General features: G+C 26.9%; 19 protein-coding genes. 14 read left to right on the top strand and 5 right to left on the bottom strand.

Translation table 11 applies throughout. From position 1 onward, the window contains the following. Positions 1–199 precede the first annotated feature (199 nt). The 8 genes from BN346_RS09270 to BN346_RS09235 all read left to right on the top strand — a co-directional run bounded on the left by BN346_RS09270 (position 200) and on the right by BN346_RS09235 (position 7748). Positions 200–703: an Rpn family recombination-promoting nuclease/putative transposase gene (locus BN346_RS09270; RefSeq protein ID WP_040328126.1), complete on the top strand. Its 504-nt coding sequence runs from the start codon at positions 200–202 to the stop codon at positions 701–703. A gap of 144 nt (positions 704–847) precedes the next feature. Further along, positions 848–1315, top strand: a complete 468-nt coding sequence (locus BN346_RS09265) for an RpnC/YadD family protein (RefSeq protein ID WP_040328124.1) — start codon at positions 848–850, stop codon at positions 1313–1315. Positions 1316–2018: 703 nt separating this feature from the next. Further along, on the top strand, positions 2019–2588 hold the full coding sequence (locus BN346_RS09260; protein WP_040328122.1) for a CD3072 family TudS-related putative desulfidase: 570 nt from the start codon (positions 2019–2021) through the stop codon (positions 2586–2588). A gap of 12 nt (positions 2589–2600) precedes the next feature. Beyond that, positions 2601–3680: an ABC transporter ATP-binding protein gene (locus tag BN346_RS09255; protein WP_040328120.1), complete on the top strand. Its 1080-nt coding sequence runs from the start codon at positions 2601–2603 to the stop codon at positions 3678–3680. Continuing rightward, positions 3673–4569, top strand: coding sequence for a carbohydrate ABC transporter permease (locus tag BN346_RS09250; RefSeq protein WP_040328118.1), 897 nt, complete (start codon positions 3673–3675; stop codon positions 4567–4569). The genes BN346_RS09255 and BN346_RS09250 overlap by 8 nt, the downstream gene beginning before the upstream one ends. 11 nt (positions 4570–4580) lie before the next feature. Further along, positions 4581–5405 carry a carbohydrate ABC transporter permease gene (locus BN346_RS09245; protein WP_040328117.1) on the top strand — a complete coding sequence of 275 codons (825 nt, stop codon included), beginning with the start codon at positions 4581–4583 and terminating at the stop codon, positions 5403–5405. Positions 5406–5456: 51 nt separating this feature from the next. After that, positions 5457–6803, top strand: coding sequence for an ABC transporter substrate-binding protein (locus tag BN346_RS09240; RefSeq protein WP_040328116.1), 1347 nt, complete (start codon positions 5457–5459; stop codon positions 6801–6803). A 435-nt stretch (positions 6804–7238) separates the two neighbouring features. Further along, positions 7239–7748 carry a GNAT family N-acetyltransferase gene (locus BN346_RS09235; protein WP_040328114.1) on the top strand — a complete coding sequence of 170 codons (510 nt, stop codon included), beginning with the start codon at positions 7239–7241 and terminating at the stop codon, positions 7746–7748. A 768-nt stretch (positions 7749–8516) separates the two neighbouring features. Here BN346_RS09235 and BN346_RS09230 read toward each other — a convergent pair. Both BN346_RS09230 and BN346_RS09225 read right to left on the bottom strand, forming a co-directional pair. After that, entirely contained in the window at positions 8517–8948 is a 432-nt protein-coding gene (locus tag BN346_RS09230; protein ID WP_040328113.1) for a YrvL family regulatory protein, read from the bottom strand. Between the two features lie 216 nt (positions 8949–9164). After that, entirely contained in the window at positions 9165–9722 is a 558-nt protein-coding gene (locus BN346_RS09225) for a hypothetical protein (RefSeq protein ID WP_040328111.1), read from the bottom strand. Positions 9723–9943: 221 nt separating this feature from the next. On the opposite strand from BN346_RS09225, the gene BN346_RS09220 reads away from it, so the two are divergent. From BN346_RS09220 to BN346_RS09210, 3 genes are all read left to right on the top strand, one after another. Next, positions 9944–10159, top strand: coding sequence for a DUF3955 domain-containing protein (locus BN346_RS09220; protein WP_040328109.1), 216 nt, complete (start codon positions 9944–9946; stop codon positions 10157–10159). 419 nt (positions 10160–10578) lie between these two features. Beyond that, positions 10579–11082 (top strand): RNA polymerase sigma factor SigX, encoded by a 504-nt coding sequence (locus BN346_RS09215; protein ID WP_040328107.1) that lies wholly within the window; start codon positions 10579–10581, stop codon positions 11080–11082. 4 nt (positions 11083–11086) lie between these two features. Further along, positions 11087–12001: a zf-HC2 domain-containing protein gene (locus BN346_RS09210; RefSeq protein WP_040328105.1), complete on the top strand. Its 915-nt coding sequence runs from the start codon at positions 11087–11089 to the stop codon at positions 11999–12001. A gap of 54 nt (positions 12002–12055) precedes the next feature. Here BN346_RS09210 and BN346_RS09205 read toward each other — a convergent pair whose 3' ends face one another. Continuing rightward, positions 12056–12457, bottom strand: coding sequence for a hypothetical protein (locus BN346_RS09205; protein WP_040328104.1), 402 nt, complete (start codon positions 12455–12457; stop codon positions 12056–12058). Between the two features lie 77 nt (positions 12458–12534). Beyond that, positions 12535–13680: a GGDEF domain-containing protein gene (locus BN346_RS20515; protein ID WP_051540236.1), complete on the bottom strand. Its 1146-nt coding sequence runs from the start codon at positions 13678–13680 to the stop codon at positions 12535–12537. A gap of 668 nt (positions 13681–14348) precedes the next feature. Here BN346_RS20515 and BN346_RS09195 point away from each other — a divergent pair. The 3 genes from BN346_RS09195 to BN346_RS09190 all read left to right on the top strand — a co-directional run bounded on the left by BN346_RS09195 (position 14349) and on the right by BN346_RS09190 (position 15798). Then, on the top strand, positions 14349–14540 hold the full coding sequence (locus tag BN346_RS09195) for a hypothetical protein (protein ID WP_040328103.1): 192 nt from the start codon (positions 14349–14351) through the stop codon (positions 14538–14540). Between the two features lie 23 nt (positions 14541–14563). Next, on the top strand, positions 14564–14740 hold the full coding sequence (locus BN346_RS22060; RefSeq protein WP_278245513.1) for an ATP-binding protein: 177 nt from the start codon (positions 14564–14566) through the stop codon (positions 14738–14740). A gap of 77 nt (positions 14741–14817) precedes the next feature. Then, entirely contained in the window at positions 14818–15798 is a 981-nt protein-coding gene (locus tag BN346_RS09190; protein WP_040328102.1) for a hypothetical protein, read from the top strand. Between the two features lie 263 nt (positions 15799–16061). Here the strand turns inward: BN346_RS09190 and BN346_RS09185 are convergent, their stop codons facing one another. Next, positions 16062–17432 carry a restriction endonuclease subunit S gene (locus tag BN346_RS09185; protein ID WP_040328101.1) on the bottom strand — a complete coding sequence of 457 codons (1371 nt, stop codon included), beginning with the start codon at positions 17430–17432 and terminating at the stop codon, positions 16062–16064. Position 17433 lies beyond the last annotated feature (1 nt).

Here is a 17433-nt window from a genome sequence, read left to right as displayed (position 1 = left end):
ATAATATATGTAAACGATTCAGACATTCCATTTTGATATCACAAGCTTAGTTAGCGATTCAAAATAGATATGTTAATAGTAGGATAATTGTTCTTTTATATAGAAAGGAATTTATTATTTTGACTTATGCGATAATGTATAATTTTAGACTTTAAGGGTACAACTTAAGATAAATGAACAAATAAAGGATTGATTTTAGATGAAGGAAAAAACTAAAAAGGATATATATCATATTCATGATAAATCCTATAAAGATTTGTATTCAAAAAAGGAAATAGCACTTGATTTATTAAAGAATTTTGTAAACAAGGAGTTTACAAAGGAATTAAGGGCAGAAGATTTAACACTAGTTAACAAGTCTTACATAGCTTCTGATTATGAAGAATCTGAATCAGATATAGTATATAAAGCAAAAATAGGAGATAGTGAAGCAATATTTTATATACTTTTAGAATTTCAATCAAGAGTTGACTACACAATGCCAATAAGGCTTTTATTTTATATTTGTGAAATACTTAGAGAGTATTGTAAAAATGCCAAACATGATAAAAATGATAAGAACATAAAAATACCAGTAGTAGTTCCAATTGTTTTATATAATGGAACAAAGGTTTGGGATGCACCAAATGAATTTAGAAAAATGTTCTATAATGAAGATAAATTTCACAATGGAATTTTAAATTTTACATATGATATAATGTAGGGAAACAAGCTCGAATTTAATATTATATATACATAAATGAATATGTTGAAGTTATATATTTTAAATTTTTATAGAGGGTTTTCCGAGCTAGTCTCACTAATAAGGGTGTCAAAGTTATAAGAAGGATAAGTATAAGGAGAAACTTTGAACCCTATAGATATAAACAACGGATTTACAAAAGAAAAATTGGTGGAAAATAAAAATGTAACATCAGCTATATTTTTATTAGATCAAAAAATAACACCAATAGAGTTTTTAGAAAGAGTTAAAACAATAGCATTATTCTTTGATAAACTTACAAAAGAAGAATTAAAAGCTATAAAACATTGGATAAAAAATACAACCGAGGATAGACTAGCTGAAAAGGCAAGGGAAGTTTTAGACGCAAGTAAAGAGGAGGTTAAAAATATGGTAGCTAACAACGCATTTATAATAAAGGAAATGGAAGAAATAGCAGAGAAGAAAGGAATAGAAAAAGGAATAGAAAAAGGAAAAATAGAGCTAGCTAGAAATTTATTAGATATTTTAGATGATGAAACTATAGCATCAAAAGTAGGACTTAACATAGAGGAAGTTAAAAAAATAAGAAAAGAAACTGAGGCAGGTAAATAACCTGTCTTTTTATGTTTGAAAATAATAATTAAAATTTAAGTACAGTAACTTCTTCAGTTGGGACTGACTTTGCTTGTTTAGGTAAGTAGCTTATTAAAAAAGGTAGTAAATCAAGAAAAGGTAACTAGCCCCAAAAATGTCTGTCCCTCTTGTTGATTGGTATGTTTAAGATTAAAAAGATAAATTAAGTAAGGATAAAGTCAAGTAAAAAGTTAGAAGCCGTATATTAGTAAATTACTATCTAAGTTTTAAGCCGTAACAAAAGGGACAGGCAACTCAAGGTGTTATATATATTAAGAAGAGTCTAGAACAAAGGTGCATATCCATAAATAAATTTATCAGAGCCAGTCCCAGCGGCTACTGAAGATTAACTTCCTTTAGTCAATTGATGTTTTAAGATAAAAAATATAAAATCTAGAAATGCTATAAATATAGAATTCTGATGATAAAATTGAAATAAATAAGGAGGTGTTTAGTTTGACAGAAATATTAGATATGCAATCTTTAGATGATTTAAAAGAGTATTTATAAGAACTGCAAAATTATGCAGTTCTTTTGTTTTATCATTATATGTATATGTTTATTTGTTTTACAAATAGATAACAAATATCTATTGAAATTGTATATTTGTAATATTTTGTTTGTATATTTATACTGTAAACGTACGATTATATTACTTTTTTTAATTAATTTAGGTGGTTTTATGAAAAATATAAATACATGTAAAAAAATTATTGTTTTAAGTCATTGTTTAATAAATCCGTTTTCGAAGGTAGTTAGTTTTAAAGAATCTAATGAGGAGTTTGAAATGAAGAAAAAAGAACTTCTTTCTTTATTTTTTGAAAATGGTGTTGGAATTTTACAACTTCCATGTCCTGAAACAACTTGCTATGGGTTAAAGCGTTGGGGACATGTTAAGGAGCAATTTGATACACCTCATTTTAGAGAGGTAAGCGATTTATTATTAAAAGAACCTATAAATCAGATAGAAGAATATATAAATAATGGTTTTTCAGTTTTAGGTATTATAGGTATCAATGGTAGTCCAAGCTGTGGAGTAGATAAAACTTGCTCTGGAGATTGGTATGGTGAGATAGGTAGTAATGAGAATTTATCTGAGATGATTTCTTCTATAAAGCTTATTAATGAGCCAGGAGTACTTATTGAAAGACTTTATAAATTATTAGAAGTTAAAAATTTAGATGTTCCTGTAGTTGGGATAGACAGTTTAAATATAGATGAAGTAATCAAATTCTTTAAGAAAAAAATTTAGGAAGGTGAATTTATGGATTTAAAAATTGAGAATCTTTCTGTTAAGTTTAAAGATTTTGTTGCTGTAGATGGTCTTAACTTACATGTTAAATCTGGAGAACTTGTGAGTTTGCTTGGACCAAGTGGATGTGGTAAAAGTACAACTATTTTTACTATAGCAGGTATACACAAAGCTGCAAATGGTTCTATATCTTTTAATGATAAGGTAATAGATAATGTTGATCCGGAAAAGAGGAATATAGGTATGGTTTTTCAAAACTATTCATTATATCCTCATATGAATGTTTTCGATAATATAGCATTTCCTTTGAAATTACAAAAAAAGGACAAGCAGTATATAAAAGAAAACGTTCTTTATATGGCTAATCTTGTTAAGATTGAAGAACTACTTAAAAGAAAGCCATCAGAATTGTCAGGTGGACAACAGCAAAGAGTAGCAATTGCAAGGGCTTTAGTTAAAAAACCAGAAATATTACTTTTAGATGAGCCATTATCAAATTTAGATGCAAAACTTCGTGTTGAAATGAGATCTGAGATAAGGAGAATTCAGAAAGAACTGAATATAACTACAATATTTGTAACTCATGATCAAGAAGAAGCATTAAGTATTTCGGATAAAATCGTTATATTAAAAGATGGAAAGCTCCAACAGTATGATTTGCCAAATGAACTTTATAAAAATCCTAAAAATTTATTTGTAGCAAATTTTATAGGAAATCCGTCTATAAATATTTTTGATTGTTATATAAGTAAAGAAAAAAACGTATTAAACATTTTTGATAAGAATTTAAAATTGGATGACTTTAAAAATATAGATAAAATATCGGAAAAAGTTAATAGCTACAAGGTTGGTATTAGACCAGAAGATTTTGTAGTGAATGCAGACAATAAATATTTTGATGGCAAAATTATGGATAGAGAAAATATAGGCAAAGACTCAATATTAAAGGTTGATATTAACGGTGCTAAGGTTAAAATAGTGGTCCCTTATGATTTATTAAGTTTAGAAACTAAGGATATTTCAATTGGTATAAAAAAGGATAGATTATTATTCTTTGATGCCGAGACAGGAGAAAATATAAAATTTGCTTAATGAAAATAAGAATTTAAAAACTTTTTTAAAAGGACTACTATATATAGCACCAGTTCTTATAATATTAATTATTTTTAATATATATCCTATAATAAAGACTTTTGATATGAGTTTTTACAGTAAGTATAACTATCAAAAAAATATAGTTTTTGAAAGAGGATTAGATAACTATGCTTATCTTTTAAGTGATCCAGATTTTTTCTTAGCTATAAAGAATACATTTGTTTATGTACTTTTAGTTATGCCAATATCTATAGGTTTATCACTTCTTATAGCCATACTTTTAAATTCAAATATAAAGCTTAAAGGCTTTTTTAGAAGTGTATACTTTCTACCATTTGTAACATCAAGCATTGCTATATCTATGGTATGGAGATGGATTTTTCATGGTGACCATGGGCTTTTAAATTATTTTCTTTCTATATTTAATATAGACCCTATTCAGTGGCTTACAGACCCTAAATATTCTATGACGAGTTTAGTTATAGTCAGTGTTTGGAGGACACTTGGATACAACATAATTATTTTCTTATCAGGGCTTCAAAATATAGATGAAAAGTATGAATTAGTTGCAAAAATAGATGGAGCAAGCTTTATGCAAAGGGTAAGGTATGTAGTAATACCTTTATTATCACCAACATTATTTTTTGTTTGTATAATAACTTGCATAAATGGATTTAAAGTATTTGGTTCTGTATTTGCACTATTTGATAAACAACCAGGTCCATTAAATAGTTGTTTAACTATGGTTTATTATATATACAATAAATTTTATAACCACTATCAATATGGAATTGCCTCTGCAGCTGCATTAGTATTATTTTTTATAATTGTTGTGTTAAATACTATTCAGTTTAAGATTGGAAAGAAAAAGGTGAACTATGATTAAGAGGTGGGAATATGAAAAAAATTAAAATTTCTAAGATTTTTGTTTATATCATTCTTATAGTAGGATGCATAATAACGTTACTTCCATTTGTGTGGATGTTAAGTACTTCTTTGAAATCACTTAATGAAGTATTTATAATGCCACCAGAGTTTATACCTAAGAATCCGAAGTTTTCTAATTATAAAGAAGTTGCAACGCAAATTCCAATAGTACGTTATTTTTTCAATAGTGTAATCATAACGGCAATTGTTACAGTTGGAACGCTTATAACAACGATTTTAGCTGCATTTGCATTTTCTAAGATTAACTTTTGGGGAAGATACATTATTTTTTCTATTATGATTGGAACAATGATGGTTCCAGGAGAATTAATGTTAATACCAAACTATATAACGACTGCAAGGCTAGGATGGATAAACACTTTTAAAGGGCTTACAATTCCTTGGACTATAAGTGTAGTTTCAGTATTTTTACTAAGACAATTCTTTTTAACAATACCAAATTCACTTTATTATGCAGCAAAGTTAGATGGATGTAGTGATTTTAAATATTTATGGACAATAATGGTTCCAATATCAAAACCAGCATTAATAACAATAGCATTACTTAAAATAGTTAACAGTTGGAATGAATTTTTATGGCCACTTATAGTTACAAATATACCAACTATGAGAACGTTGCCAGTAGGAATAATGAATTTTACATCAGAAGTAGGCGGAAAATATCATTTATTAATGGCTGCTACAACAACGGTTATAGTGCCCATAATGATAATATACTTCGTACTTCAAAAATATATTATTTCTGGAATAACTAAATCAGGTATAAAGGGTTAAGTCTTAATAAGACAAAACCTTAATTATATAAAAATTTGAGGGGGAAAGATTATGAAACTAAAAAGATTAACAGCAATTTTAACATCTTGTCTTTTAACTTTTGGATTAGTTGGATGTGGAAACTCAGCAAACACATCAGCAAATGCAGGTGAAAAAGAAGAAACAGCTAAAATTGCTACAGAAATTAAAGAGCCAGTAAGCATAGAATTTTGGCATGCTATGAGTGGAGAAAATGAAGCAGTACTTAAGGAAATTACAGAGAAGTTTAACAAAGAAAATCCTGATAAAATCACTGTAAATTTAGTGTATCAAGGACATTATAAAGAGTTATTCTCTAAACTTGAAGGAGCTTCAAAATCTAATCAACTACCAGCATTATCTATGATATATCCTAATAGATTAACTGCTTATGTTAAAAATGATTTAGTAGAAGATTTAAATCCATACATAGAAAATAAGGAAATAGGCTTTGATGAAAAGGCTTGGAATGATATTCCTGAATTCTTAAGAGACAATGGAATGTGGAATGGAAAACATCACTCATTACCATTCAATAAAGGTACATACCTTTTATTCTACAATGAAGATATATTAAAAGGTGCTGATGTAAAAGTTCCAACAACTTGGAATGAACTTAAAGATGCAGCAAAAAAATTAACTACTGATGGAAAATATGGATTAGCATTTAACTCTTCAGTTGGAATAGACTCAAGTTTTTGGGTAGAACAAGCAGGCGGACATCTTATAGATGAAGAAAATGATAAAATATTATTTAATTCAAAAGAAACAGAAAAAGCTTTTGATTTCTTAGCTGGAATGGTTAAAGATGGTTCAGCTAAAATATGTAATGAAGAAAAATACATGACAGGACCTTTCGGAAGAGGGGAAGCTGCAATGGGTATATCTTCAATATCTGCATTACCAGAAATAATCGAAACTTGCAAAGGTAATAACATAAACTTTAAAACAGCAGTTTTACCTAAAGATGAAAAAGAAGCTGCATTATTCTCAGGTACAGATGTAACAATATTTAATACACCATCACCAGAAGAAAAACTAGCAGCATTCAAATTCATAAAATATTTTATGGAACCTGAAAGCCAATTAACTTGGGGAACAAAATCAGGATACTTACCACTTAGAAAATCTGTTTTAGATTCAAAAGACTTTAAAGACTATGCAGAAAAAGAAAATCCAGCAAAAGCTGTAGCAACAGAAGAATTTGACTATGGATATTGCGACCCTAAAGTATTAAATGGATATGCTATACATGAAAACATGAACAAAGCATTACAACAAATAATACTAGGTGAAAAAAGCACAAAAGATGCATTAACTGAAGCAGAAACAAACACTAGAAAAGCACTAGACGAAGCTAAAAAATCTTTCGGAGAATAAAATAGTAAAAGCATTGCACACAAAATAAAAAGTATGTGCAATGCTTTTTTATTATATATCCATATCAAAAACCGCCAAGACTAAAGTCTCAGCTACAAAGGGGAAAGAGGTTAAATTAATATCTATTTTGTAGGGTGGAATTCATTCTACCCATTGAAAGTGCCAACAAAATAAGAATTGTGCCAATCTCTGTAGGCGAGGTTTCAACCTTGCTATTACACGTTGGTATTTTAAAATTTATATCAATATCAAAAACCGCCAAGATTGAAATCTCAGCTACAAAGGAGTAAGAAGTTAAGATAATATCTATTTTTATAGGGTGGGATATATTTTAATGTTAAAAAAAGAAACAATAAAATATATACTTAAAGGCATTGTTGACATAGCGTATTAAATAATTTAGAATAATCGAATATAAAGTTGGAGGTATGTTTTATGTTAATCAGACAAGAAAATAGCAATGATTTTGATGAAGTATATTCTGTTGTTAAAGCTGCTTTTGAAGTTGCAGAACATAGTGATGGAACAGAGCAAGATTTAGTTATTGCGTTAAGAAAGAGTGATTCATTTGTACCTGAATTATCATTAGTTGCAGAAATAGATGGTAAAATTGCAGGTCATATTATGTTTACAGAGGGCAAAGTAGGAAATGATAAAGTACTTGTTTTAGCACCATTAGCTATAGCACCAGAATATCAAAAAAAGGGTGTAGGTAGTGCTTTAATAATAGAAGGACATAAAATTGCAAAGCAATTAGGCTATAAGTACTCTAATGTTTTAGGAAGCGAAAGCTATTATTCTCGCTTTGGTTATATTAAGGCTGAACAATTAGGAATACAAACACCTTATGGCATTCCACCTGAAAACTTCATGGCTATTAAATTACAAGAAAATGCACAGCCTATCAATGGAGCAATGAAGTATCCTAAAGAATTTGGAATTTAAAAAATTAAAATATTAAAAAGAACTGATTAACTAAATTGAAGAGATAATCAGTTCTTTTTTATTATATAGAGATTAAAACATTTTTAAAGAAAAAAATTAGAATTTAAACATTTTTATCAATAAATTAATGTTTGTACAAAAAATATTGCTTGTTACGTAGATGAAATTCAGTCTATCAATTAAATGTTCCAACAAATCTGTAGGCGAGGTTTCAACCTTGCTGTTACATGTTATTATTTTAATTTGCCTCCGTATTAAAAACCGCCAAGACTGAAGTCTCAGCTACAAATGGGAAAGAAGTTAATGTAATATCTATTTTGTAGGGTGGAATTCATTCTACCCATTGAACGTGCCAACAAAATAAGAATTGTACCAATCTATGTAGGCGAGGTTTCAACCTTGCTGTTACATGTTATTATTTTAAATTTTATATCCATAGCAAAAACCGCCAAGACTGAAGTCTCAGCTACAAATGGGAAAGAGGTTAAATTAATATCTATTTTGTAGGGTGGAATTCATTCTACCCATTGAACGTGCCAACAAAATAAGAATTGTACCAATCTATGTAGGCGAGAATTTATTCTTGCTATTACACGTTGATATTTTTAAATTTATATCCATATCAAAAATCACCAAGACTAAAGTCTCAGATATAAAGGGGAAAGAAGATTTGCCCCAACTTATGTAGGCGAGGTTTTAACCTTGCTATTACACGTTGGTATTTTAAATTTTATATCCATATCAAAAACCGCCAAGATTGAAATTTAATTACTCATCTACTTTAGAATGTAGTTTTTCGCCAACAATATAAAAAAACAAATAAAATATTATTGAAAATAGAAGAGCAGTTAAGGGTGGACAGACAATATCTTCTAAAAAAATGTCTATAACTTCAATGCTAAGGAACATTATAAACATACATAATAAATTATTTATTACATTATAAAGTTTTGCATTGTTTTTATTAAGTTCTGTTAGTACCTTGAAAAAACATTCAACAAAAAAATCTAGTGGGGAGTATATAACTAAAAGAATTATAAAAAACTTACCAAGAGCAAAAAAACTAGAGTATTTTAAACCTAAAAATGAGAAAAGAGCTCCACCAAAAAAGTAGATAGGAATAAATATTATTAAGAATAATATAATAGCAGCTATAGATATTCCAATAAAGTCTTTGAATTTATTTTTATTGTATTTCATAATTTTATAACCTTTCAAATCAATATAAGATATTAATCTTATATTCGGATAAGAACACCTATTTATGGAGCAATTTATTTAAATAGTTTATAAATATTAAAAATGAAGTTAGTAATATCAACCAGCACTATTCACTGTTCACTCTTACTTTTTACTTGCTTCTCAATATGATATCATAATAAACTGCAATATCGTTAGTATCATTTGATAAAGCTATTATTTTTGATTTGAGCTTGGAACCCTATATCTAAATGTTATTTTCATTTTCATAAGTTTTCTTTTTAAATTAGCTTTGTCATTAGCATTTTTCCTTTCAATGAAAATTAAACTCATAACTTCCCATAGAAGTACAGTTCCACCAGAGTTTAATAATGATAATACAAGAGAATCACCATTAATTTGTCTAATAAGATACCAAACACTAAGTAAAATAAAAGCAGAAAACATATAATAAGCAATTCTTTTAATACCAGTAAAGGTTAATCTTTTTTGATAAGTTAAATAACCTTTATAGTAATTGTAGATGCCTTTTTCTACAGCTATTTCTTTTTCAGGATTTTTAACTTCTTTAGGCAAGTTTATGATAAGCTCAAAAGTTAAATGTTTAATTTTTTTTGGACATTTTAAAATATACTTATCAATTAAATCATCTATATCCTCGTTAAGGTCTCTTTCACTTAAATCGCTAAAATCAAACTCATTAAATAGACTATCATAATCATCAACTTTAATAGGAATTTTATATATATTATCATCAATTAAATTTGTATTCATAGAAACTCTCCATAATTGTATTTATTTAGTTAGAATATCCTTTAAGATTTAAGGATATACAAAAATAATAAAGTAATTATTAGAAAAAATAAAACTAAAACAATAAATAAATATTAATAAGAGATAATAATTTATTGAAAAACAATAAAAATATATTGAAATTCACAAAAATAAGTGGTAATATTAATTCAAAGGAAATCACACTTATGGAGGTAATAAAAATGAAAAAATATATTATAAATTTAATACCATTTGGAATTGCAGCAATTTGCTTAGTAGCATTTAATATGATAGGTTCAGAAATTTTGAGTGATGGCACACTTGTAGAACCATTCTATCTAATACCAATTGCATGGATGTTTTTCTTCATGGGAATAGTAGGGTTAGGTATAAGAGGAATTATCAGTTATAAAACAAAATTACTTAAAAAACTATAAAACAAAAATAGAAAACACCATTCTTCATTAGAATGGTGTTTATTTATGGGTTGAAGATTTTGAAATAAAGTAGTATATAAGTAAAAGCACTAATTCGAAAGAGTTGTGCTTTTTATTTTTAAAAAATAAAAGATATAAAATAAAAAACTTTGATTATATAAAAACATATGAAAATAAAAATAAAAAAAGTGTTATAAAAAACAAAAATGTGGTTTCTATATATATGTCTAGACAAAATGATAAAGGATAAAATAAATATCTAAGAGAGTTTGAGTGGAAGGTATACTTTTTATATCTTAATTGAGAATTATAGGAATACAAGTTTAAAAATGAATTTTTATAATAATTTGCAAAGCAAATTAGATAAAGAATATAAAAAAGGTTGCACAAGAGATAAAAATTAGAGGTAGAACGAGGAGATGATTGAAGCATTTATGGAATTCGAGGAGTTGTTTAAAGAGTATTATGTGTATGTTGTTAAACAAGTTATGCAAATTGTAAAAAATCAAACTATAGCTGAGGATTTGTCACAAGAAGTGTTTATGCAATTATATAAGATAAACTGGAAAGAGATTGAGAATATTACAGGGTGGCTTAATAAATCAGCTATATATGTTTCATATAATTATTTAAGATCAGAAAAAAGGCATAAAGCACGAGTAGAAAAGGCAGGTGCTTTTATGGAAGAACAAGATATTCAGGCACTTGAGGAGACATTTATTCGAAAAGAAGAAATTGAGAATGTGCGAAATGTTATGGATAAGTTAAAAGAGCAAGATAAGAAGCTTTTATTATTGAGATATTCAGGACTTAAATATAAAGAAATAGCTGAAATACTACAAATAGAATCAGCTAATATTGGTACAATGTTAGTTCGGGCTCAAAAAAAGTTTAGAGATTTATATAAAGAAAACTGGAGGTAAAAATATGAAGTGTTATGATACAGGGATTTTACAATCATATATTGATGGGGAACTTTCAGAAGAAATGATGGGGAAAGTTTCTGACCACTTAGATAAATGTAAGGTGTGCCAAAAGCAATTTGATGAATTATTAGATATGAATAAATGGGAAGTTGAATTAAAAAGTGAACATATAGAAAGAGATGCAATTGATGTAGAAAAAGCATGGAATGAGTTAGAAGAAAAATTAAATAATAGAAATGTAATTAGCAGAATTAGAGGAGCGTTTATGAATATGAATAAATTAAAGAAATTTACTACAGTTACAGTGTCGGCACTAATGATAATGGCATTACCAATGGCTGCAAAAGGAGTGCAGAGTTTATTTTCAAGTCATGTATTAGATGATACTATTGTCAATGAAACGTTAGTTAAAGAAGATGGATCAGTTGTAGATGGAACTAAAGATGGTCAGTTTCAAACTATAGATAAAAAGATTACGGATAAAGACATTACTGTTCATTTAACAGAATTATATGTTTCAGAATCTAGAGTATCTGTTAACTATAGAATAGAAGATAAATATGGAAATATTGTGCCGCTTGAGTATGATACAGAAGGATTAGACTTAAAATATGATGGTATTGTAGATGGAAAACAAGTAGACAATCCTGAATATTATTTAGATAAGAAAGCTGGCACATTCTCAACAATAAACTTTTTACAAAGCAAAGAAGAACGTATGCCATTTGAATTATTTAAAGATGGCAAAAAGTTAGAAATTGGTGTTCGTGAACTTGGAGAAAAAGCAGAAGGAACTATAACATTTATAGGTTTTGATCCTTTAGAATACCCTGTAAACTTAGATATTAACATAAATAAAATAGGAAAAACATCAGGTTCATGGAATGGACAAATTGAAATTAATCCAACTAAATAACTAAAAATAAAAGCACTATTTTTTTGAAGTAGTGCTTTTTCTATATATTTAAAATTAATTAATAGTTACTCCTTCTAAGTTTATAAAAAGAGGAGTTTCATTGATTTTTGAGTATTTAAAAATATTATTTTCAGCATTGTTGAAGCAATAAATATTTTTATTTTCAAATACAACATGCTTTTGTATATCGTTGCAATTTAAAGTTAAAATATGTTCATCAATTTCATAAGTTCCTTTTTGCAAAAGTTTAAATTGTTTATAATTATAAAACTTACCATCCTTAGTGAAAACAAAGTATTCAGCATCATGTTCATTTTCAGTACTAAAAGTGCCAACAATATCTACATTAGTAATGTTATAAATATCATTTCTAAGTTTAAGATTGTAAAAAAATGATGCTAAAAGTAAAATCATTAAAATAATAATTATTATATTTTTCTTTAAGAATGTTGTCATTTCAAAACCTCACGAAATAGTTATATCTATAGTATATTGCATTATGTAGTATTATAATATAAAAATTAATTATAACTTTATATGTTTGTGATTTCACATATTTGGTTTCTACCCATTTCCTTTGCCTTATATAATGCAATATCAGATTGTTTTATGTAATCTACAATATCAGTATTTTTTTCAATTTTATTAGTATGATATAAACCAATACTTAAAGTAACAATATTAGAAATAGGAGAAGCCTTATGTTCAATGTTTAAATCATTCATTAGTTTTTGAATTTCACTCGCTATTTCATAAACATCAGAATGAGATTTGTTTTTTATAATTACAGAGAATTCTTCTCCACCATATCTACCACAAAAAACAGTGTGCTTACTTGCAATTAAATTTAGTATATTTCCAATTAAAGATAACACAGCATCTCCAGAAGGATGTCCATATAAATCATTATATTTTTTAAAAAAATCGACATCTATCATGAGAATAGAAAAACTATGTATTTCATTATTTAATTTGAAAAAGTTTGAATCAAAATATTGACGCATACTTCTTCTATTATATAAGTTTGTAATTTCATCTTTCTCTGATAATGCTTTCAACTTTTCACTAGATAATTCTTTTTCATAAAAGTATGTATATAAAAAGTAATTACTTAAAGTTATGAAAGTAATTAAAATAATTAAGTTAAAATAATGACCAACTATAATATCATTGTCCAATTGAAATGTAGGTAATGCAAACATTAAAATACATATTGGTATAATCTCTATAAGAAAAAAATGCTTAGGACTTATGATAAACAGTGTAGCCGCTATAACATAGTTTATTGCAAATGCAATAATTTGACCATAAACCAACTGATCAAGCAGTGTTATAATTACAGACCAAAGTATAGAAAGAAAAACAAAAGAGTGAAAGTAAAAATTTAGAAATCTTCTTTGATTGTGTAAATACTCACTATTGTCTTTTGCCTTCTTTGAAATAAATAAAGATAGAATACTTAAAAGTAGAAACAAAATATATAAAGAAATATATATATATTTAAATTTTGTAGGTAATCTATCCTTAAAAGGTATAAATGATATTAAAGTAAAAAATTCTGCACCAATCATATAAATAGAAATATAAAAAGCTCTAGTAATATTTTTCTGCAATTTTAAAAATTTTATTTTATCATCTTTAATAGTAAGTGTATTAAAAAAATCTTTTAAATAAAACATATTGCACCTCATATACATAATCTTAAAAATTACATATAATTTTAACACTATAAATTATGCATTATGTATAAAAATTTACAAAATTAATATAAACTTAACACGTTGAATTATAATATTTAATAGCATTATAAAAATAGAAAAAAAGCACTAGTCTAAAAAAGGATTAGTGCTTTTTTATTAAATTATTTTTTAATAATTAACATTTAATCTAAACAAATAAAACTCAGCAGAGCTCCTGGGACTGACTTTGATTGTTTAGATAAATAGCTTATTAAAAAGGGTAGTAAATTAAGAAAAGGTAACTAGACCTAAAAATGTATGTCCCTCTTGTTCATTGGTATTTTTAAGCTTAAAGAATTAAATCTAGTAAGTATAGAACCAATTAGATGGAATTAAAAAATTTACATATGATATAATGTAGGAAAACAAGCTGGAAATTAATAGTATATATACATAAATGAATATATTGAAGTTATATATTTTTATTAGATGAAAAAATAACACCAATAGAGTTTTTAGAAAGAGTTAAAACAATAGCATTATTCTTTGATAAACGTACCAAGGAAGAATTAAAAGCTATAAAACACTGGATAAAAAATACAACCGAGGATAGACTAGCTGAAAAGGCAAGGGAAGTTTTAGAAGCAAGTAAAGAGGAGGTTAAAAATATGGTAGCTAACAACGCATTTATAATAAAAGAAATGGAAGAAAAAGCAGAAAAAAAAGGAAGAGAAGAAGAAAAAATAGAGCTAACTAGAAATTTATTAGATATTTTAGATGATGAAACTATAGCATCAAAAGTAGGACTTAACATAGAAGTAGTTAAAAAAATAAGAAAAGAAACTGAGGCAGGTCAATAATCTGCCTTATTTTTTAATCATAAATCTTATTATACACCAATTTATCTTTTTATAGGTGTGGTGAAATTTTTATAGATTCAGTAATGAAAGCTGAAATGACCAATAGGTTAATTCATAAATCTTTTGTAATAAATATGAAATCAAATTCATATAGAATGAAAGAAATCAAAGCTTTGTTAGGGGATTTTAATCTAGAATAAGGCATGTTCATATAGAAGAGTCTTTAAGTGAAACTTGGTGTAGCTATAGTGTAAATTAATTAATAGGGAGAATAAATATGAAGAAAATAATTGCTTTAACACTTTTAATAATAACAGTATTAACAACATCAGTATTTGCTGAAACTAATGATGTGCAAAATCAATCAGGTGAACAGATATTGCTTTCCAAGGAAGAAAGTGGTAGTTTCAATAATACTATTGCAGATATGTCTCCAGATATAAATATGGTTATTGAATCATACAACAAGAGACAAAAAAATGGTAGGGGTTTAATAGATAGAGATTCTAAAGATGTAAAAGCAAAAGAAAATATAAAAATATATGCATTTGCGGATATTTTATCATCTGACTTTTATAAAACTTATGAAGAAAAAGGTGACTTGGATGAATTTATTGCTAAACAAAATGCTATTATAACAGTATATAGAGATAGTGAAGAACAATTTATTGATTCTATATTATTTATAAAAGATCCGCAAAGTGACGAAAAAACAATAGATGGTTGGGCAAGTGTTAGTTCTGGAACTTTTATAATGGCAGAAGATACTATCCATTTTTTATCTGATGAGAAAAATATAAAAGATTTATTAGATAGTCTAAGCATAAAAAACCCTAAAGATTTAAAGGTTATTGTCGGAATTCAAGGGGTAAATGCAGCATTATACTTAAAAGAAAATGGACAACCAATAATAATTCCATTAAGTGATGGAGATACTTATGATGAAAATGTTGCAACTTGTAAAGCGTTTACTCCATATTTAGCAAGTGATTTTTTTAAAGCAAGAAAAACATCAGCATTAGAAATTGAAAAAAAATTTCAAGAAGAAGCATTAAAACCAGCTGTAGAAAGAAATCTGTGTTCAAGTGGTGCCATAAACTATGAAAACCTTAATCCAGTAAATTTATCAGCTATAAATACTACTGAAATAAACAAAACTTCTGAACATAACTACTATCCTCTAATTGTCTGTAGTTTCCTAGTTTTGGGAGGTATTTCATTAGGCATATTATATAAAAAAAAGATAATAAAACTTTAATGATAATTAATCATCAGTAATAAACATTTGAAATTAAAATTTTATTTACAAAATTAATATGAAATTTATAAAAAAGCACTAATATTTTTAGATTAATGCTTTTTTATAAATGTAATTTGTTATTTGTACAAATTCAAATGTTAAATATTCCATAGTTCATATTCGCTAACATTTACATCATCATTCCAATTAATTTCATAGCTATCTATGTAAATTTATGCCTTCTAAAATAAGAATTTATTTTAACCAAGACTTTTTCTTTATTATTTATTCAATATCTCTTTTAGCAGCTCTAAAGCACTTTCATCATCTTCACAATTTGTTCCAAGCTGTCCTCTAAATGCTTTTGCTAAGATCGATTTCTTTATTAGCTCTATTTGATCTTCTAATCTTGTAAGTTCTTCTATTTTAGATTCTTCACCTAAAAGTTGATCTAGAATTCCTACTATTTCTTTTTGTTCTTCTAATGGAGGAACTGGTATTATAATTTCATTTATCTTTTTTAATGTTAATCTTGTAATCGCTACTCCCTTAACTGATTCCAAAATTTTAGTTTTTATTTCATTACTGTTTAATACATAAGCTAAATACTTATTAATTAAATTACTATTGACTCTTAACATAGCTACTGATGATAATAATGAAAATTCTTCATCCAACTCATTTATAGTTGCTATCCCCGTCGTTGCTCCATCTTTGATATATAGTACATCTCCAAATTGCACATCACATCTATTGTATATCACCTGATGATCTTCTTTAGTTAAGTAGGTAATATTGGATAAATCTATTCCCCATTCTTTAATATTCTTAGCTGTCACATATTTATACTTTCCTTCTGAGTATGATTTAGGACTTTTATGTGTTCCATCAGTTATCTTTTCACATACATCTTTAAGTTTCAACCACTCCCAATTTTCTGGAACTTTGTAATATCCTTCTAATCCTTTGTCTAACTTTATACAACCATTTCTTTCATTTAATTTTCCCCTAAAAGCTTTATATGTGATTACAGATTTTCGCTTTTCAAAATCATCTCTAGCTTCTTCTATTAATTCCTTAGACTTATCTAACTTTTCAAAAAGGCTTTCTATCTTATCAACAATTCTTTGTTGCTCTTTTAAAGGTGGAACTGCTATAGCTAATTCGCCCATCTTAGATTTATTTATTATTGAAATTGTCGTTGCTGATGAATTACTTATTAATTCTCTCTGAAAATATTCACTTAAGACATAATAATAAATATATAAATTATTTACTTTATTCGGTATTATTGAATTTATTTGTTGATTTGTAGCTCCTTCGACCTCTAAATATGCCGTTTTACCAATAGAGCCTATGCAACAAACAGCAGTTGATCCCTTCGGTAAAATTCTTGCTTTCTCTGCACCTAAACTACTTAACATTTCTATTGAAGATTTTAATCTTCTTCCTTGATCTAAATCATTAGGTTTTATGAATGGAACATTTTCTCCATAATACTCTAAATTCTTTTTAGATGGTGTATTTCCTGTAACTAAAGTTGATATACTATCTAACTTACTCCATATCCAGTTCTGAGGTATTTCATAAGGAATATCTTTAACAATAGCTTCTTCTAACTTTTCTTCCAATGTAATTTTCTTCTTAGCCATT

This window comes from Clostridium ihumii AP5, assembly GCF_000612845.1.
In the GTDB taxonomy this organism is placed as follows: Bacteria; Bacillota; Clostridia; order Clostridiales; family Clostridiaceae; genus Clostridium_J; species Clostridium_J ihumii.
Note: the sequence above shows the minus strand (reverse complement) of the source record. Positions and strands in the feature narration are given on the sequence as shown.